Source organism: Yoonia sp. SS1-5 (assembly GCF_038443705.2).
Classification (GTDB): domain Bacteria; phylum Pseudomonadota; class Alphaproteobacteria; order Rhodobacterales; family Rhodobacteraceae; genus Yoonia; species Yoonia rhodophyticola.
This window is the reverse complement of sequence record NZ_CP151767.2, coordinates 3,247,578-3,266,366: the sequence shown is the minus strand read 5'-3', so window position 1 is coordinate 3,266,366 and position 18,789 is coordinate 3,247,578. Positions and strand designations below refer to the sequence as shown.

17 protein-coding genes are annotated in these 18,789 nt (G+C 58.5%); 7 read left to right on the top strand and 10 right to left on the bottom strand.

The window, feature by feature from the left end; all coding sequences use genetic code 11:
- Window positions 1-114: 114 nt before the first annotated feature.
- Window positions 115-1,233 carry a hypothetical protein gene (locus tag AABB31_RS17505; RefSeq protein ID WP_373635077.1) on the bottom strand — a complete coding sequence of 373 codons (1,119 nt, stop codon included), beginning with the start codon at window positions 1,231-1,233 and terminating at the stop codon, window positions 115-117.
- Between the two features lie 70 nt (window positions 1,234-1,303).
- Here AABB31_RS17505 and AABB31_RS17500 point away from each other — a divergent pair, with 70 nt between their 5' ends.
- On the top strand, window positions 1,304-1,852 hold the full coding sequence (locus tag AABB31_RS17500; protein ID WP_342076921.1) for a TetR/AcrR family transcriptional regulator: 549 nt from the start codon (window positions 1,304-1,306) through the stop codon (window positions 1,850-1,852).
- Window positions 1,853-2,019: 167 nt separating this feature from the next.
- On the opposite strand, the gene AABB31_RS17495 is transcribed toward AABB31_RS17500, so the two are convergent.
- From AABB31_RS17495 to AABB31_RS17470, 6 genes are all read right to left on the bottom strand, one after another.
- Window positions 2,020-3,090, bottom strand: coding sequence for a sn-glycerol-3-phosphate ABC transporter ATP-binding protein UgpC (locus AABB31_RS17495; RefSeq protein ID WP_342076922.1), 1,071 nt, complete (start codon window positions 3,088-3,090; stop codon window positions 2,020-2,022).
- 3 nt (window positions 3,091-3,093) lie between these two features.
- A complete protein-coding gene (locus AABB31_RS17490) occupies window positions 3,094-4,080 on the bottom strand; it encodes a levansucrase (RefSeq protein ID WP_373635075.1) in 987 nt (328 codons plus the stop codon).
- Between the two features lie 4 nt (window positions 4,081-4,084).
- A complete protein-coding gene (locus tag AABB31_RS17485) occupies window positions 4,085-4,963 on the bottom strand; it encodes a carbohydrate ABC transporter permease (RefSeq protein WP_342076924.1) in 879 nt (292 codons plus the stop codon).
- A gap of 1 nt (window position 4,964) precedes the next feature.
- Window positions 4,965-6,032, bottom strand: a complete 1,068-nt coding sequence (locus AABB31_RS17480; RefSeq protein ID WP_342076925.1) for a sugar ABC transporter permease — start codon at window positions 6,030-6,032, stop codon at window positions 4,965-4,967.
- 63 nt (window positions 6,033-6,095) lie between these two features.
- The gene (locus AABB31_RS17475; protein WP_342076926.1) at window positions 6,096-7,358 is read right to left on the bottom strand and encodes an extracellular solute-binding protein; all 1,263 of its coding nucleotides are present in this window, start codon (window positions 7,356-7,358) and stop codon (window positions 6,096-6,098) included.
- On the bottom strand, window positions 7,355-8,446 hold the full coding sequence (locus AABB31_RS17470; RefSeq protein WP_342076927.1) for a LacI family DNA-binding transcriptional regulator: 1,092 nt from the start codon (window positions 8,444-8,446) through the stop codon (window positions 7,355-7,357). The genes AABB31_RS17475 and AABB31_RS17470 overlap by 4 nt, the downstream gene beginning before the upstream one ends.
- Before the next feature lie 639 nt (window positions 8,447-9,085).
- Between AABB31_RS17470 and AABB31_RS17465 the strand changes: the two genes are divergently transcribed.
- Complete coding sequence (locus AABB31_RS17465; protein ID WP_342076928.1) at window positions 9,086-10,744, top strand: iron ABC transporter permease; 1,659 nt, start codon at window positions 9,086-9,088, stop codon at window positions 10,742-10,744.
- Between the two features lie 10 nt (window positions 10,745-10,754).
- On the opposite strand, the gene AABB31_RS17460 is transcribed toward AABB31_RS17465, so the two are convergent.
- The 3 genes from AABB31_RS17460 to AABB31_RS17450 are packed head-to-tail and all read right to left on the bottom strand — an operon-like array spanning window position 10,755 to window position 13,760.
- Complete coding sequence (locus AABB31_RS17460) at window positions 10,755-11,756, bottom strand: extracellular solute-binding protein (protein ID WP_342076929.1); 1,002 nt, start codon at window positions 11,754-11,756, stop codon at window positions 10,755-10,757.
- Window positions 11,729-13,102 carry a sensor histidine kinase gene (locus tag AABB31_RS17455; RefSeq protein WP_342076930.1) on the bottom strand — a complete coding sequence of 458 codons (1,374 nt, stop codon included), beginning with the start codon at window positions 13,100-13,102 and terminating at the stop codon, window positions 11,729-11,731. Before AABB31_RS17455 ends, AABB31_RS17460 begins: the two co-directional genes overlap by 28 nt.
- Complete coding sequence (locus AABB31_RS17450) at window positions 13,095-13,760, bottom strand: response regulator transcription factor (protein ID WP_342076931.1); 666 nt, start codon at window positions 13,758-13,760, stop codon at window positions 13,095-13,097. Before AABB31_RS17450 ends, AABB31_RS17455 begins: the two co-directional genes overlap by 8 nt.
- 122 nt (window positions 13,761-13,882) lie before the next feature.
- On the opposite strand from AABB31_RS17450, the gene AABB31_RS17445 reads away from it, so the two are divergent.
- The 5 genes from AABB31_RS17445 to AABB31_RS17425 all read left to right on the top strand — a co-directional run bounded on the left by AABB31_RS17445 (window position 13,883) and on the right by AABB31_RS17425 (window position 18,789).
- Window positions 13,883-14,866 (top strand): tripartite tricarboxylate transporter substrate-binding protein, encoded by a 984-nt coding sequence (locus tag AABB31_RS17445; protein ID WP_342076932.1) that lies wholly within the window; start codon window positions 13,883-13,885, stop codon window positions 14,864-14,866.
- Window positions 14,867-14,990: 124 nt separating this feature from the next.
- Window positions 14,991-15,473, top strand: coding sequence for a tripartite tricarboxylate transporter TctB family protein (locus AABB31_RS17440; protein WP_342076933.1), 483 nt, complete (start codon window positions 14,991-14,993; stop codon window positions 15,471-15,473).
- 3 nt (window positions 15,474-15,476) lie between these two features.
- Window positions 15,477-16,979, top strand: coding sequence for a tripartite tricarboxylate transporter permease (locus AABB31_RS17435; RefSeq protein WP_342076934.1), 1,503 nt, complete (start codon window positions 15,477-15,479; stop codon window positions 16,977-16,979).
- A 96-nt stretch (window positions 16,980-17,075) separates the two neighbouring features.
- A complete protein-coding gene (locus AABB31_RS17430) occupies window positions 17,076-17,657 on the top strand; it encodes a hypothetical protein (RefSeq protein WP_342076935.1) in 582 nt (193 codons plus the stop codon).
- Window positions 17,647-18,789 carry an aminoglycoside phosphotransferase family protein gene (locus AABB31_RS17425; protein ID WP_342076936.1) on the top strand — a complete coding sequence of 381 codons (1,143 nt, stop codon included), beginning with the start codon at window positions 17,647-17,649 and terminating at the stop codon, window positions 18,787-18,789. Before AABB31_RS17430 ends, AABB31_RS17425 begins: the two co-directional genes overlap by 11 nt.

The following is an 18,789-nucleotide window of genomic DNA, read 5'->3' as shown; positions in this document are numbered from 1 at the left end:
GGGTTGGACAGGACCATGTCATCGGTGCCGTTTGCCCCGTGGTCGATATCGTGGTGTTGAAAAGCGCATCCCGCTGTCGACGGCGCGAAAGTCGACAGCGGCGAAGTGGGGCCTTTACGGCGCTGGCAATCGGTAAATTGCAAATGGGGCGGCTGCGTCGATTTCGGCGCGTGAAGGTGGATTGCCGAATTGATCCAACAGGGTTGTCAGCGCGCTATCTGTGAACCAGATGTCCCCGTTTGGGGCGACCGCGACACTGTCGGCCCAGTCGATGGCATCATCGCGCACCAAGGTCGTCAACGCGCCGTCAACCAGACGCATCAGCCCGCCATTTTCCACGTCCGTCAAGATGACAGCGCCATTTTGATCGAGGGCAATGCCATCGCTCATCGGAGCCGGCCCGATCCGTTCGACTGCCGCCTCCAGCGCTTCGCGCGATACCTCCGGATCGTTCAGCAGCGCGGTCGGCACCCGGAAAACGCTGTCATGCGTCATGGTCGCATAGGTAAGCCAGTCGCCGTCATCGGTAATTTCTAGCCCGTCAACGCCGACCTGAAATGTGACCAATCCATATCCCAGTCGATAGGGTGACCCGTCGGTGCGCCGCATCAACCAGTTTTGCGGCGCGGTGCTTTCATGATCCACCAGGACGCTGCGCGCATTGCGGCTCTGTGTGTTCAGCACAATAAGCGAAGCGGACGTGAACCGCAGCAAACCCGTGTCAGCCAGATAGACATGGCGAAGATCATCCGACACGCGAAGATCCTGTGCGAAGCCGCCCTCGCCATCCGCAAACTGAAATTCAAAAGTGATTTCGCCGCTGGCGGGGTTGATCGCCAGAACTTCAGTTGGACGGCCCTCCATGGCGCCGGGTCGCACGGCCCAGATCCAGCCGCGACTGTCTACGGTGATGCCGAAGATGCCGTGCAAACGATCGCCAAGCGCCTGTGCAACCGGGAGCGACTGCCCCTCTCGCCACGCGAACAAAAGTGCGTCGGTGTGGTCTTGGGGCGCATGAAACGGATGATAGGTGTAATAGACTTCGCCCTTTGGACCCACAGCCACCATCCCAGGGGGGAAGGGCAATTCGATGGCAACCTCCACATCATTGCGCAAAGGTGCTGTCGACACGTCTGGGTAGGGTTGCCCACCGCCATAATTGAGCTTCACCACCACCAGAGCCAAGGCGGCTAGCCCGATCAAAGCGAAAACGATAAGTCTGACAAGGCGCATGGGTCCATCCATGACTGCTATAATTGAACGTTTTTATATCATATCGTTCACTTTTGGAGAAGTGTAAACCTTGAGAGACACGACCGAGCTAAGGACCAAGCGCCGCGCGAGGCTGGTCGCGACAGCACAAGAGGTGTTCATTGCACAAGGTTTTCGCGGTGCAACGATGGAGGGGATAGCCGATGCGGCATCAATCTCGAAAGCGACGCTCTACAGCTACTTCCCCGACAAACCGGCCATCTTCGACGCAGTTGCCGAGAATGTCGCCCGTGACTTAACTGAAATCGTTGCGGCTGAATTGAAAGGGACTGACGACCCTGTTGACGCCGTCATCGCGGCAGTTACCGCAAAGCATATGTTTACCTATTCGCTGGTGCGGACATCAAATTTTGCTCAAGAGCTGTTCCAAACGAAAGACGCCGTCAGTGCGCATCATTTCGAACGGATGAATTCCAGTATCTGCGAAAGTCTGGCGCGTCGCTTGTCCGAGGTGCGCCACGACAGTCAGGAATGCGCCGAGCTATTGATGGCTGCAAGTCAAGGCATCGCTAATGCCGCACGCTCGAAAGACCAGCTGCGCGGACGAATTGCCAAGCTGCGGTTGCTGCTAGACACTTAGATTCAAGAGCAGTGGCACTATCGTATCCAAAGAACGCGTTTCGGCCCGCTGACCTTGCCAAAATCACGCGGGCGCGGAAAGCTTTCCGTCTAGTGCAGCCGCTGAACATGAGGGCGAAAGACGACGAGACCGGTGATTTCTGCCGCCATCTATCGGGACTGGTTTCGTCATCGCGTCTCGGGGAAGATATGTGCCTGGTTCGGGTCAAAATCGAAATTGGTGACGGCACCGGGTTTTTGAATGGAATCCTCGGCCAGCGCTGCGATCACCTTGCCACCATCAGCCAAGGCGATGTCGATCACCGTTTCACTTCCAAGCCGTTCGGACAGGATAACCTTGCCATGAAGCTTCCCCATCCCATCGCCGACGGGCTGCATGTGTTGCGGGCGAATGCCTAACGTGGCGGTTTGCCCAACCTCAAAGTGGCGCCCTTTGTGAGGGACTTCGATTTTATCGAGCGACGCGTTGCTGACGGACACAGTCTTGTCGTTTAGGTCATGCACCGTCACATCGAGAAAGTTCATCGAAGGCGCACCCAGAAAACCCGCGACGAACAGGTTTGCAGGCTCATGATACAGATCCATCGGCGCACCAGCCTGCATGACCAGACCGTCCTTGAGAACCACGATCTTGTCAGCAAGTGTCATCGCCTCCACCTGATCGTGGGTCACGTAGATCATTGAAGCACCCAGATCCTGGTGCAGTTTGCCGATCTCCATGCGCATATCCATCCGCAGAGCGGCGTCGAGGTTTGAGAGCGGTTCATCAAACAGGAATACCTTCGGGTTGCGGACAATCGCGCGGCCAATCGCAACGCGTTGGCGCTGGCCGCCGGACAGCTCGGACGGGCGGCGGTCCAGCAGATGTTCCATCTGCAGGATGCGGGCCGCCTGCCCGACCTTTTCGTCCTTCTCGGCCTTGCTTGCCCTGTTGATGGTCAGCCCAAAGGCCACGTTTTCGCGCACTGTCATGTGCGGAAAGATCGCGTAGGATTGAAAAACCATGGCGATGCCACGCTTGGATGGTTCCAGATCGTTGACGCGCGCGCCATCAATTTCGAGCGTGCCATCGGTAATGTCTTCCAGCCCCGCGATCATGCGCAAAAGGGTCGACTTTCCACAGCCAGAGGGCCCGACAAAGACGACGAATTCACCGTCCTTGATATCAATATCGACGCCTTTGATGACTTCGACCTTACCGTAACTTTTCCTAATTTCGCGCAGTTTGACGTCGGCCATTATTTACTCCGCTGCGTTGAGGTTCGAGATGACATGAAGCAACCCATCTTGCGTGACGACCACGGGTTCGGGATCCATGATGTGGCCGACGAAATCGACGCCGTCGGGACGGTCGGCAAAGCCGAGGATCGCAAGGCCCTTGTCCGTCTGCAGGATCCGCGCCGCGTATCGGCGGCAAGGGACATCACCGTCAAGAAAACCGGGTGCGATGCGCCATGGGCCGCGAGGACCTTCACCGATAAGGTAGTGATTGCCAGACACGGGTTTTGTGAGACCCGCTTGCGCCTCGGAGAAGTGCTCTGCGCAAGTGCAGAAAAGGCAAAACCACTGACCGTCGGCCTGAAAGACCTGCGGGACTTCCAGCTGGCCGTAACCGCCCGCAAAGACGGGGGGTTGAAGTGTCCAGTCGTAGCCGTCCGGCGACGTGGCAAAACCGATGCAACCGCCATTGTTGGGCTCGGCCGCGCCGGAAACGCGGGCGGTAAAATACATCAGCCAGCCGTCACCTGACGGGTCACGCAGGACCCAGGGGTCGCGCATAGCGCGGTCGTGCCATACGCCCTCGGCAAAGTCCGCCTCGTAGTGGTGGGCATGTGGGCCTGTCAGATCGAGGATCAGCCCGTCACCCACCCGGGTCCAATTGTGCAGATCCGTCGAGGTCGCATGACCGATCCGTTGCGGCAAACCGACTTCGTCCTTGCGGGTTCCCGTGTAATAAAGGTGCCAGAGGTCGTCGTCACCGCGGACGACCGATCCGGTCCAGACGGTGTAATTGTCCCACTTGTCGCCGCTGCTGGGTTCGAAACAGGTCCCCAGATGATCCCAGTTGATCAGATCCGTGCTGGTCGCGTGGCCGTAGCTGACATTGAAGTGGCGCAGGTCCGGGTCCCCGATTGCACGAGCCGCCTTCAGGAAAAATCCATGCCACAGGTCGCCGTCGCGGACATACCAGCTATCCCAGACAAAATAATCTTTGAGGGCGAGAACCATTGCGTTAGCCTTTCACGCCGGTTGAGGCAATCGACGCGATGAACGCGCGTTGCAGGACAAGATAGAAGGCCAGAACAGGCACCGTGATCACGGTCAGATAGGCCATGATCTCCCCCCATGCGGGGTTCAGCTGAAAGTAATAGCCAAGGCCCACCATCACAGGCCGATAGGTTTCCTGCTGCACCACGATCAACGGCCACAGGTACTGGTTGTACATCACCAGAAACTTCAGGATCGCCGCCGTGGCCACCACAGGACCGGCGAGCGGCATCACGACGCGGCAATAGATCTGGATCCACGAAGCGCCTTCAACCCGGCTTGCCTCGATCAAATCACGGGGCAAGTCTTTGAAGAACTGCACGAAAAGAAAGATCGTCAACCCGTCCGCGATCCATGGGATGATCTGCACCCGGTAGGTGTTCAGCCAGCCGGTTTGCAGCCCGTCCAATCCGATCCACGGCAGTTGGCTTACCAGTAGCAATAGCGGAATGGCGATGGTCTCAAACGGGATGATCAGCGTGGCAAGAACAATGGACAGCAGCAAGTTGCGCCCTTTCCAGTTCAGGAAAACAAACGAAAATGCGGCCAGGGAACAGAACAACAGCGAAAGCAGCACGGTGATCCCTGTGACCAGCACAGAGTTGAAGATGAATGTCGCCACCGGCGCCCGGTTGAACGCGGCTGTGTAGTTGCTAAGGCTGATATCGCCCACAGGCAGAAACGCCCGGATGCTCGAGGTATCCCGCAGCAGTTGCAAGTCTGGTTTCAGGCTCGACATGACCATGAAAATCAGCGGAAATACGAAGATGATCGCTATCAGGGTCAGGACGACATATCGCGTGATCAAACGGAGGCCCTGATTGTCTTGTGAAACGCCGGCCATCTTATCTCTCCCGCGTCAGGTAGCGTTGGATCAGGCTGATACTCAGGACCAGCAGGAACAGGATGACCGAGATCGCCGAACCGCCCGAGATGTCCTGCTTGCCATACCCCCGCTCGACCGCCTGAAAGACGACCGTCGTCGTGCTGTCCAAGGGTCCACCATTGGTCATCACGTCGATCTGGGCGAAGAGTGCAAAGGCTTGCATGGTGATCACGATCAACACCAGCACCGCCGTATTGCGCAGCCCGGGCCAAGTTACATAGCGAAAGGTTTGCCATTTGGAGGCGCCTTCGACGGACGACGCCTCGTACAATGTGGGCGAGATCGTTTGCAGCCCCGACAGCCAGATCACCATGTGAAATCCAACGGCCTGCCAAATCGACATCGCCTTGATCGCCCCAAGCGCGGTATCTTCATTGCCCAGCCAATCAGGGCCCTCGAACATGCCGAAACTGAAAGCGCTCAGAATGGAATTGAGCAATCCATCTTCGGCATAGATGAACCGCCACAACAGCGAGACGACGACAATCGAGACCACAACAGGCATGAAATAGATCGCGCGGTAGATGTTTATCCCGCGTAATTTCTGGTTGATCAGCAGCGCCAACACGAGCGCGAGTCCCCCCTGCACCGGGGCCACTACCAGCACAAACATCAACGTGTTGCGCAGGGACTTCCAAAACACCACGTCCGTCGCCACGACGACTTTCGCATCGTCGCCGCTATGCCAGCGGAACCACTCGCGCATGCCCGCATATTGCGGATAGTCCGGGTTGTTGCGGGTGAAGCTTCGCACGCGCGGGTATTCCGGATTACCGTCTTCGTCGCGCATGACAGCACCCGTATCGTCGCGCGCCGGTTCAATTGTCAGCACCGAAATGCTCAGCAGGTTGCGATAATTGTCGAGGCCAACAAACTCCGTCGGGTTTGGCGAAATCAGACGCTGATTGGTCAGCGACAGAAAGAAGGCGAAAAAGAAGGGCACCACGATGAACAGCGTCAGCAAGCCAAAGCCCGGCAGGGCAAAGGCCCAGCCTGCGCGGTTCGAAGTTGTCAGTTTGGATGCCATTTTTTTGCTCCTTCAGCGGAAGTCGCGGGGGCGGCATGTGCGCCACCCCCACGCAAAGCGCGCTTAGTGGCCGTAGCCGCCGTTGCGTTCGATGTCGGTGTTGATCTCATCAACTGCGGCATCCAATGTATCGGCAACGTCGGCGCCATTGGCGATGTCGGCCAGGGCCTTTTCGAACACCTTCGCGGCAACCACATAGCCCGGCGACACCGGACGGACGAGCGCCTGCTGATTGCTCAGCTCAAAGAAGACGTTCAGCGGCCCGCCTTCCTTGTAAGTCTCCGTCATCGCAGCAGCCGAAGGCGTCGATGGGATCAGGCCAATGCCGTCGGTGAAGGCAGCCAGATACTTGTCCTGCAAAGCAAACTCGATAAAGGCATTCGCGCCCTCAGGCGCGTCCGATGTGGCGGACACACCAAACTGCCAAGATGCAGCACCGATTGTGTTGCCACCGCCAAAGTCTGGGGCCGGTAGAAATTGAACGTCATCAACGCCACCATCCAGCGTGGCGACAGCCGCCCAGTTGCCGTTCCAGCTGAAGCAGTATTTGCCGTCAATAAAGCCGGTGTCGCGGCTGGCCGGGTCTTGCGATGTGCCTTCTGCGTATCGTTCGGTGAACAACGACTGCCACCAGTCGCCAAATGCCAATGCTTCGTCGCCGTTCAGCGCCCCTTCGGCGGTCTGGTAGGTCGACCGGTCGACGATATCACCACCGAACGACTGCAAGAACGGGCTAAAGGCATAAGGATACCATTCGCCGGTCCAAGCCATGCCCAGGTCGAGCGCATATTCGCAGGCGTCCGAGGCCTTCGCAGCGTCGAGCGCCGCCATGAATTCATCACCGCTCCACGGCTCTTCAAGGGTTGGGGTGCGCAGGCCAAGCGCGTCCAATGTGGACTGGCGGGCATACAGGGCCACGGCGGCGTCCCACAATCCGATGGAATAAAGCTGGCCGTCCCAGACACCCTTGGTGCCCGGCAGGAAATCTTCGATCAGGCTTTCGTCGATGGACAGCGGCTGCATGTAGCCCGCCCAAGCCCAGTTTGGCATGACGGGGCCGTCCACATCAATAATATCGGGCAGGTTACCAGCAAGGGCAGCGGCAACAATCGAGTCGTTGTAACTTTCCTGCGGGAAGCTTTCGAGGGTGACAGCATAATCGGATTGGCTGGCGTTAAAGTCATCGACAATCTGGCGAATGATCGCGCCTTCAACTTCACCGCCGGCGCCGTGATACCACATGGACAATTCGGTTTGCGCTGCTGCGGCGCTGACCAGACCAGTCGATGCGACAAGCGCACCTGCAATAGTTGGTGTGAGTTTCATTTGGTCGTCCTCCCTATTGACGAAAGTTTGGTGATTGGGGCGGGAAGGTCCTTGACGGAATTGCCCGCCGTCACGGGGCCGCCGATTAAGATGGGTGTGGTTGGTTCCGCAGTTGTGCCGCTGATCATCGCCAACAACAGCTCGGTCGCACGGATGCCGATCGCGGCATAGGGCAGCTCGGCTGACATCAGCGTCGGGTAAAGCGTTTCGGTGATCAGTCGGTGGTTGTCATAGCCCGCGACCGAAAGATCATCGGGCAGTGACAATCCGCGACTGCGCAATATTCCATAGGCGCGCATCGCCATTCGATCATTGCCGAAACAGATCACCGTAGGCGGCTCTGGCAGCGACAGAATGCGGTCGATGGCGTCCCAGAGGAGTTGTACTTCGGTGTCTGGGTCTGCGGTGTCGATATCGGCCGGGATCAGGAGGGCCGGATCAAATTTGATCCCTGCAGCAGCCAAGGCATCCTGATAGCCCTTTGTGCGCAGCTTTGTCGCCTCAAGCCGCGCGTTTAGCGAAAGATAGGCAATCCGACGGTGCCCCTTGGCGATCAAGCTGTTTACCAGGGTCAACTGCCCCTGATAATCGTTGGGCAGGATCGCCGGTGATCCGGCGTCATCATAACAGTTTGCCAGCACAAGCTTGGTGGATTTTGATACAGGCGGCAGTGACACTTTTCGATGGTGATCGGCCACGTAAATGATGCCTTCGACCCGGTGTTCCTCAAACGTGCGGATCAACTGCGGAACCCTGTCAGACTGGCCGCCCGTGTCAGCGATCAGCAGCGTCTTGCCGCTGGTTTCCATGGCCTTCTGGATTCCCTGCACAATGAAGAGATCCGGCAGGCCGGACACTTCCGCGCGACTGTGCGACAGCGAGATTGCGCCCGTGATCAAACCCACCAGCCCTGATTTGTTCGACCGCATCGCGCGTGCGGCGGTCGAGGGTACATACCCGAGAACGGCAATCGCTTTTTCGACCGCTTCCTTGGTCGAAGCCTTTACGGCACCGTCGCCGTTGATGACGCGGCTCACTGTTTTTGGCGACACGCCAGAGGCGCGTGCAACGTCATAGATTGTTGCCATCTGTGTCCCTCCCAAACCCCATCGGACATTGCGGCAGAAGCAATTTGCCCAAAATGACACCGATGTCATGACATCGGTGTCATAATGGAGTCAAAGCTTTTTTGAGATTTGCGCGTCCTGCTTGCGCACGAGGATTGCCGTCAAGACATGCAATACGCCGGAAAAAGTAAATCAAATCAGGGGGAAAGAATTTTCTGGGGGCATCCTCTCGTGATACAATATTACTTAGGGCACCACGGTGAATGTCCGTCTTGGTGCGCCCAAATTGTCCCGCCTGTATAGTCGACAAGGCGCCCGGATCTTGCCGTTGCAGCAAATGTTCAGAGCATCCTGCGCCCGCCGCACCGTGCCAATTGCGTATTTTCTGAGCCGGGCCTTCCGCCTTTCTGTCAATTTGCTCGGCACCGGGGACCCATGTCGCCGAACCGATGCCCCGTCTGATCTGCCGTCGCCCTTCGGACATGAGCGCCGGTATTTCAAGCGACCCTGAAAATCGTCACATCGGGCCGGCGCAATGACAATCACCCACCACAAGCCATCGCACTCGCGTTGGGCTTTTGCGGTTTTGCTTTCGACAGACCCGGGATAAAAGGCGCTGTCCAGCCAGGACCACAGCGCATCTCGGAGTGTCGAAGGGTGATGAAACTGACCGCATCAAGACCGCGCCGCACGCGGCCCGTGTTGCGCGCCCTTGTTGGCTTGATCGCGCTGCTGGTGACCTGCTTTTGCGTGCTACCCTATCTGGGCGTGATCGCCGCCGCGCTCAGCGGATCGACTGACACGCTTTCGCATCTGGCAGAGACGGTTTTATGGCGCTATTCGCGCGACACGCTGATCCTTGTCGTCATTGTAATGGCTGGCAGTGCCGTCATCGGGGCCGGTGCGGCCTGGCTTGTCACCATGACAGAGTTCCCCGGACGGCGCTGGCTGGAAATCGCGCTGGCGCTGCCGCTGGCTTTCCCAGCCTATGTGCTGGCCTATGGGTATACGCATATTCTGGACCATCCCGGTGTCGTGCAATCCAGCCTGCGCGACCTGATGGGATGGGGGCCACGGGACTACTGGTTTCCGGAAATCCGATCCTTGGGCGGGGCGGCGGCAATGCTGACGCTGGTGCTGTATCCTTATGTCTACCTGCTGGCCCGCGCGGCCTTTTCAGCGCAAAGCGGTTCTGCCTTTCTGGCAGCCCGGGTGCTTGGCACATCACCTTTGATGGCCTGCCTGCGGGTGTCCCTCCCCATGACGCGGCCGGCGATTGCGGCAGGGGTCTTGCTGGTCGCGATGGAAACAATCGCAGATTTCGGCACCGTTGCCTATTTCGGCGTACAGACCTTTTCGGTTGGAATTTATACAAGCTGGTTTGCAATGGCAGACCGGGCTGCGGCGGCACAATTGTCGCTGGGGTTGCTGGCTTTCGCCCTGCTGCTTGCCTTCATGGAACGATATAGCCGGGGGAATGCAGCCTATGTCGACAACCAGCGCAAACCGCCCATGGACCGCATTCCACTAGGCCCGGCGGGCAAGGCCGTGGCGTTCATCCTATGTTTCCTGCCCGTCTTCCTGGGCGTCATCATTCCGGTGATAACGCTCTTCAGCATGGCGCTTGGATCCGAGCAAAACCTGCTGAGCCCGCGCTATCTGGGCTTTATCAGAAATTCTATCACACTGGCTGGCATCGCAGCACTTGTCACGGTTGGGGCGGCCATGGTGCTTGGCACGCTGAACCGCGTGAACGGGACACGCATGGCTGCGGTCTCGCTTTATCTGGGGCGGATTGGCTATGCGGTGCCGGGCGGGGTCATCGCCGTCGGGCTGCTTGTCCCATTCGCGCTATTCGACAATACGCTTGATGCATGGATGCGCGCCACATTCGATATCTCGACCGGGCTGCTGCTGACGGGGTCGATCTGGCTATTGATTGCGGCCTATATGATCCGGTTCCTTGCCGCCGCCATCGGGGCATACGAGGGGGGGATCGCCTCGGTCGGGCCAAATATCGACGCGGCGGCGCGGACCCTGGGTGCTGATCTGCCAGCGCTTGTCAGGCGGGTGCATATGCCGATGCTGCGGACAAGCCTGCTGACCGCCGGATTGATTGTGTTTGTCGACGTGATGAAAGAACTGCCGGCCACCCTGATCATGCGCCCGTTCAACTACGACACATTGGCGGTGCAGGCTTACCGACTGGCCTCGGATGAACGGCTCAGCGGCGCAGCCGTGCCCAGTCTTGTGATTGCCGGGATCGGGTTGATACCTGTCATCCTGCTTTGCCAGCGCATGCGGCGGGGCGTTTCCTGACCCCACTACCCTACTGGATCATCGCGTTTTCCCATTCCTCGATGAAAGTGCGCCGTTTCAGATCATCAAGATACGTCATCAAGGCAGGCCCAAGGGCGATCGTGGCCGCACGCCCGCTATCATCGCCGGGGGCCAAGGCCGGTAGCGCGGACTGCACCCGACCGGGGCTTTGCGGATCAAGAAGATATGCCACAAACGCGGCTGCCCTGTCGGGTTCCCGGGTCTGGCCGGACACAAGGACCGTCCGCATCATGGTGGTTGGAAAGTCGGATGGCAGGATGATCTCAATCCGATCAGAGGCATCGGCGCGCGCCGCCGCATAGCTGCCAAGCACGTTATAGGCCATCGCGATCTTGCCGGTCATCAGATCATCAATCATCTGCCCCGAACAACAATAAAGTCGGGCATTCAGCCCGCCCATAACCTCCATCAGGCGCCAATATGTCTCTGACACCCGTCCATCCTGGGTCGCAAAAAGATAGCCAACCCCGGATTGGCGGACGTCATAGGTGCCAAGGCGGCCTCGAAACACCTCGGGGCGGTCGCGCAAGGCGGTGATCACGTCCTGCCGGGTTTTGGGGATCGGATGCCCGGCAAAAGCCGCCTTGTTCAGGACAATGGCCGCAGGTTCGCGGGTGAAGGCAAAAACGCTCTGACGCCACTGCGCCCATTGCGGATGCACGATATCCGAAAGGCGCATGGCAAAACCGTCATTGGCAAGTTTCAACTGCAAGTCCATGGCGCTGGAGATCACTAGATCAAAGGCCTTGGGATCGACCCGGAATATCTGGTCAATATCCGCCGTGCCAGTGACGAAATAGGCGATTGCAGTATCCGGGTTTTCGGCCAGAAACCCGTCGATAATCGGCGCGAAAAATGTCGTGTCCGTGCTCGAGACGATCTGCAGCGTAACTGCCGCATCCGGGTCACCGAAAAACCGTTCGTCTTCCCAGTCCTGTGCGGTCAGGGTTGCAGGCAACAGGCTTAGGATGAAAGCGTAAATGTAACGCATGCGCCCCCCTTGGGCCGATTGGCCAATGTCATTGCGCCACCATGGGCAATTGCGACCTCATGGGCAATCGTCAGCCCAAGCCCCGACCCAATGGACCCGGCCGCATTGTCGCCGCGTACAAACCGACCCGCCAAGGTTAGTATCTGATCCTCGGGAAAGCCCGGACCCTGATCCTTGACGACAACATGCTGCCCAGGTGCGTCATGGACGGCAATATCAATGACACTGTCTGCTGGCGCATATTTCAGCGCATTGTCGATCAGATTGCGCAGGGCGTTCTGCAGCAGGATCGGATCACCGGCAACAGTCACCGGTTTTGGGCCTGATAACTGAATCTGCACATCTTTCATGTCTGCAACCGGGGTCAGACGCACCACCAGATCCTCGACAAGATCAAACAGGTCGATCTGCTGCCGGTCCAGATGATCCGCCCGAAAGGTGATCATGGCATGATCAAGCAATTGGCCTGCAGCCCGCGAGCTTTCATCAATGGCGCGGATCATTGACCGCAGGGCCATCCGGTTCTCTTCCTTGCTGACCCGTTGCAGGGTCGTTTCGGCATAGGACCTGACCGTCGCAAGCGGCGTGCGGACGCGGTGCGCGGCTTCGGCGATAAAGTCCTCGGATCGGGACAAGGATTGGTCAAGCCGCCCCATCAACACATTCAGCGACGACACCAGCGGCACCATTTCAGAGGGGACGGGCTGGGTCACGGGGCTTAAGTCTTGCGGTCCGCGGCGCGTCAGTGAATCCGTCAATCGCTGCAGTGGCGCAATCGTGTTCGACGTGGCCCAAAAGGACAACAGAACCGCCAGCACAAAGAACCCGCCACCAAAAATTGCGACGTTGCGCGAAATGCGGTTCAGCGTACCAGACAGGGCGTCCTGGGTCTGACCGACACCAACCGACACTGTTGTGCGAATATTGGCGCCGATCAATACGCGCGAGGCCGCCGCCAACCGCACCTGCGCACCATCTACGCTGATCTCTTGATATGTTGCGCCACCGGCTTGCGTGATGCTGCCTGCCGGCAGTTGGTCATAACCCGACAACAACAGGTCATCCTGATAGATCGCGTAAAAGACCCGGTCATCGGACTCTGTACCCAGCATCGAAAATGACGCGTAAGGAATATCGACCTGAACCTGACCATCCCGCAACGTGGCCGCATCAAGGATCGCGGTGACAGACGCCCCGAGAATACGGTCCTGCCCCTGCTGCGCGATCTGGGCCGCATAGCTGCGCACGGCAAAGAATAGGATCATCGCAAGGACGGCCGTTCCCCCGATCAGGGTCAGGCTAAGCCGTTTGCGCAAAGAGCCTGCAACGCGGACAGCCTCAGCCATGATCCAGCCTGTAACCCAACCCGCGCAGGGTGGTAATGCTCAACTCGGACCCTTCGAGATGTTTGCGCAGGCGCCCGATATAGACCTCGATCGCGTTCTCGGACACATCGTCATCATAGGAAAACAGGCGATCAAAAAGCTTGTGCTTGGGAAATATCTGCCCCGGGCCGTTGAACAGCAGCTCAAGCAAGCGCAGTTCGCGATTGCGCAGGCTGACAACGCGGTCCTTGACCGTCAGCTGCCCCTTGACCGGATCAAAGGCCACGTCGCCCAGCCGCAGCACCGTCTGGGCGGTGCCCATCCGGCGGCGCAAAACGGCGCGGCAACGGGCCTGCAATTCGGCATGGTCAAATGGCTTGGTGACATAATCATCGGCACCCAGATCCAGCATATTGATTCTGTCCGACACCTGACTGCGCGCGGTCAGAATGATCACTGGCGTATCCTTGCGGCTGGCCCGGTGATGTTTCAGAAACGTCGTGCCATCCCCGTCGGGCAGCATGATATCCAGCAGGATCAGATCATAATCCTCGGATTGCGAAAATGCGGTTGCGTCCTGAATTCTGCTTGCATGATCAACGACATGCCCATCCAGCTGCATCCGTGAACTGATGGCGTGGGCCAGCTCGATATTGTCTTCGACAAGCAGGAACTTCACAGGGTCATACTTTCTTTTCTTGGTTAAATTTTAGGCGCATGACAGGTTTGTGTCAGTTTCGGGTGATTGGTTGCACAAGCTGATCCGCGACGCGGATGATTGTCAAATGGGAGGAAAACATCATGACATTCAACATCGGAAGGCGCGCTGTGCTGGCAACAGCCATGGCCGCGATGACATTGGGGACACCTGCGCTGTCGGACGGACATCAGGTTCTTGACAGTATCCACTTTCTGATCCCCGGCGGCGCCGGTGGTGGCTGGGACGGAACCGCGCGCGGAACCGGCGAAGCCCTGACAAATGCAGGGATCGTTGGCAGCGCCTCGTATGAAAACATGTCAGGCGGCGGTGGCGGCAAGGCCATCGGTTTCATGATCGAAAACGCCGAAAGCCAGCATGGCACCTTGATGGTCAACTCGACCCCCATCGTGATCCGCTCGCTGACTGGCGTGTTCCCGCATAACTTCCGTGATCTGACCCTTGTTGCAGGCACTATCGGTGACTACGCGGCGATTGTTGTCGGCAAGGACAGCCCGATCAATTCCATGGATGATCTGCTGGCGGCCTATGATGCAGATCCGGCGGCAACGGCAATCGGCGGCGGCTCTGTCCCTGGCGGGATGGACCATCTGGTCGCAGCAATGGTGATGGAAGCAGCCGGCAAGGATGCGCTTGGCGTCAAGTACATCCCCTATGATGCTGGCGGCAAAGCCATGGCAGCCCTGCTGTCAGGCGAGATTGCGGCCCTGTCCACAGGGTTCTCCGAAGCAGTCGATCTGGCTGCCGCAGGCGAGGTCAAGATCATTGGGGTCACCGCGGATGAGCGTGTGGACGCCGCACCGGACGCGATGACCATGCAAGAGCAGGGTATCGACACCACATTCGTGAACTGGCGCGGGTTCTTTGGCGCACCTGATCTGCCCGCCGACAAGGTTGCAGCCTATCAGGACGCCATCGCCAAGATGTATGACACCCCCGAATGGGAAGACGTGCGTGCGCGCAATGGCTGGGTCAACATCCACAACCCGGGCGATGAGTTCAAAGCCTTCCTGGAAGAGCAGGAAAAAGTCATCGGTGACCTGATGACCAAGCTGGGCTTCCTGTAAGTCTATATCTGGCAGAGCGGGCGCTTATGGCCGCTCTGCCTTTCAGGAATGCGGACGGGTAGGCCTGTCACGCTGTTCCGACAGCCGGTTGCGCACCGGCCATCTTAATCTGGGAATTTGAGATATGGCACTGGATCGCTGGATCGCACTTATCTTGCTGGGCATTTGTCTGGCCTATGGCTACACAGCCTGGTTCACGATGGATGAGGGGCTTGCCCCCTTCATGCGCCGCAACCCGATCTGGCCCAGCACATTTCCCAAGGTCCTTTCCGTCATCGGCATTATCGGCACGCTGATTATCCTGCTGGGACTGGAAAAAAGCGAAGAGCAAACCGGCCCGATAGATTATCGCCGGCTGGCAGAGTACCACCTTGTGCTGGCCCTTTTGCTGCTGGCCCTGATGGTCGCTTACGCGCTTTGCCTGCGCCCCGTTGGGTTTCTGATCTCGACCACGGCCTTTCTGGTGCTGGGGTCCTTTATTCTGGGAGAGCGGAAATGGCACGTCATGGTGCCCATTGCGCTGCTTGCAACATTGATTGTCTGGTATCTGGTTCAACAGGTGCTTGGTATCTATCTCCGGCCGTTGCCCGGCATTTTGGGGGGCTAAACAATGCTGGATGGAATTCTGATCGGCCTGCAAACGGCCTTTTCAATCCAAAACCTGCTGATGGTGATCGGCGGCTGCCTGATCGGGACCTTCATCGGGATGCTTCCCGGGCTTGGGCCGATGTCGATCATCGCGATCATGATCCCGGTGGCCATCTCTATCGGTGATGCCTCCGCTGCGCTGATCCTACTTGCCGGGGTCTATTATGGGGCCATTTTTGGCGGGTCGACATCGTCTATCCTGCTGAATGCGCCGGGGGTCGCGGGGACCGTGGCCACGAGCTTTGATGGCTATCCGATGGCCAAACAGGGCAAGGCCGGCAAGGCCCTGACCATCGCCGCAATCGCAAGCTTTTGCGGCGGTACAATTGGCGCTGTCTTGTTGATGATCTTTGCGCCCGCCCTGTCGTCGGTAGCGCTGCTATTCCATTCCGCCGAATATTTCGCCCTGATGGTGGTGGGGCTATCGGCCATCGCCGCATTCGCCGGGACCGGGCAGGTCGCCAAGGCAATCGTCATGACAGTTCTTGGGCTGATCATGGCAACCGTCGGCGAAGGGGCCTTGTTCAACCTGCCCCGCTTCACCATGGGCATCATGGACCTGCAATCCGGTTTTGGTTTCATCACGCTTGCCATGGCGCTGTTCGCACTGCCCGAAGCAATCTTTCTGGTTCTGAACCCGCCCAAGCCAAGCGGGAACAGCGATGGTGAGATCAAGGAATTGCGGATCACAAGGGCAGAGGCCAAATCAATCGCACCGGTGATCGGGCGGCAGTCATTGCAAGGGTTCTTTATCGGGGTTCTGCCCGGTGCAGGTGCCACCATTGCAAGCTTTCTGGGCTATGCGGTCGAACGCAACATCGCCACCAAGGCCGAGCAGGAAGAATTCGGCAAAGGCTCGATCAAGGGGCTGGCCGCGCCCGAGACCGCCAATAACGCGGCCTGTACCGGATCATTTGTGCCTTTGCTGACATTGGGCATCCCCGGATCAGGCACGACGGCCATCCTGCTGGGCGCATTGATCGCGCTGAATGTCACCCCCGGCCCCCGTCTGATGCTGGACGAGCCACAGATTTTCTGGGCCGTGATCGTGTCGATGTATATTGGCAACCTCATCCTGCTGATGCTGAACCTGCCGCTGATCCCCTATATCGCGAAAATCCTCGCAGTGCCGCGAAACTACCTGATCCCGTTTATTTTGTTCTTTACCCTGATGGGTGCCTATATCGGCCAGAACAACGCGACAGAGCTGCTTTTGCTGGTGGGCTTTGGCGTGTGTGCGACAGCGCTGCGCTTTGCCAACTACCCGCTTGCCCCCCTGCTGATCGGGTTCATTCTGGGCGGGATGCTGGAAGACAATTTCTCACGCTCCATGCAGCTTTATGATGGTGTGTCCTTCATCTGGCAGCGTCCGATGACGTTGGGCCTGTTGGTGATTGCCGCAGCTCTTGTGATCCTGCCAAGCTACCGGTCGCGGCGCGCCAGAAAGCAGACACCGGCAGGATAGTCCCCCAAAAGGTTTGGGTCAGGCACCGGTCATTTGGTGTCTGACCCAACTTGTGATACCCTTTGCCCATTATGGCACGGTGGGAGGACGGCAATTATGGCCAAAGCTTCGAAAACGACCCGCAAGGGCAGTGCGACCAAGAAAGAAAAAATTGATCTGGAACCGGATGCGCCGCTCAAGGCGATGCAGGCGGACGAAAACAGCGATCTTGTGGCAATCAGCGGATATCTGGGCGACGACCCGGATGATCCGGATGCCGTCAGGCTTTATTCATCGCTGAATTTTGACAGCTACACCAAAGTAAGCCGCGACGCGGTGGTTCAACGCGAAAAGCTGGACAGCCGTGATGGCGGACCTGCCGGGTCCATCCTCTGGGTCAGCAGCGACGCCGAAGTCACAAGGCGGCAGGTCAATACACAAAAAATGCGGGCAGATTTCCTGCGCGGAACGATCAACCCGGACGGGCCACGTGCGGTTGGTGATCTATCCGCCGGACCGGGGGCTGCATTTACGTCCCTGCCCTGTGTTACCGCAACGATTGTCGTGACGACGACAATCCTGACATCGCGCAGTGACAGTACCAATTCCAACTGCTGTTCGTCCGATGGCTGTTCGGCGACAAGCCAATGCCTGTGTAGCGGTGGCGGTCAATCCGGCCCCAGCTGCAATGTCTGCTAACGGGGCAGCAACGACAGATCAGCCTGCGCGAAACACCCTGTCACACGCCGGTCAACTGATCGGCGTGTTATGCGATGCGGACCTGATCGACCGGGCAGACCTTCTGTCGGCATCTGTGGAAATCACCGATATCTCGCGGCGGAACAGGAACTATTTTGTGCATGTCGGCGGCCAGCGCCGATATGTGGTCAAATGCGCCGATGGGCAGACCGGCCTTGGCACGGTCACGCATGAGGCGCGCGCCTACAACTGGCTGTCGGACACCACCGATTACCCCGGCTTTCCGGTCACCCCACGCCGCTACCTTTGGGCGGCCGATAGTGGAATGCTGGTTCTCGAAGCGGTCGACCCGGCTATCAGCGCAGGTGTCATTGCGCGCAGTGACCAGGGGCTCAGCCTGTCGCGCGCGCGGATGATCGGGCGGTCCCTGGCGTCGCTGCATGATTGTCCTGTCGTGGAAGGGTCCTTGCCGGTCCTGCCCCGTGACTGGTTTTTGTCCGTGCATTTGCCGTCACTTGCGGCGGCAGAGAACATGTCATTCGCAGCGCTCGGCCTGACCCGACAAATCCAGCAGCACAAGCCATTTTGCGACGCACTTGATGCATTGTCAGATCAATGGTGTGCGGACGCGCCGATCAATAGCGACGTCAAATGGGATAATATCCTGTTCCGGCAACACGCATCCGGTCCGGGCGGCAGGCAACCGGTTTTTCTTGATTGGGAGTTTCTGGGCCATGGGGACCGGGCCTGGGATATCGGCAGCATCATTGCGGAATATCTCTATGCCTGGACGCATACGGGACTGCACAAGCTATCCGATCCGGCAGGCATTGACGCTGCGATGAACTACGCGTTAGAGGCCCATCTGGACGAGGTCGGCGCCTTCTGGACCGGCTATGTCGGGCGGGCCGACCTGCCTGCAAACCGCGCTGCAACCTTGCTGCAAAAGGCCATCCAGTTCGCCGCCGGGCGCCTTGTTTTGAAATGCTTTGAGGCGATGCAGGAACAAAGCGGCAAAGCCGATGGCACCGGCCCGACCCTGCAGCTTGCCGCAAATCTGCTGGCCCGGCCGGTAGAGGCGGCGGTTCATCTTCTGGCCCTTCCAATTGCACCGGATCGTCGCGCTGCCTGA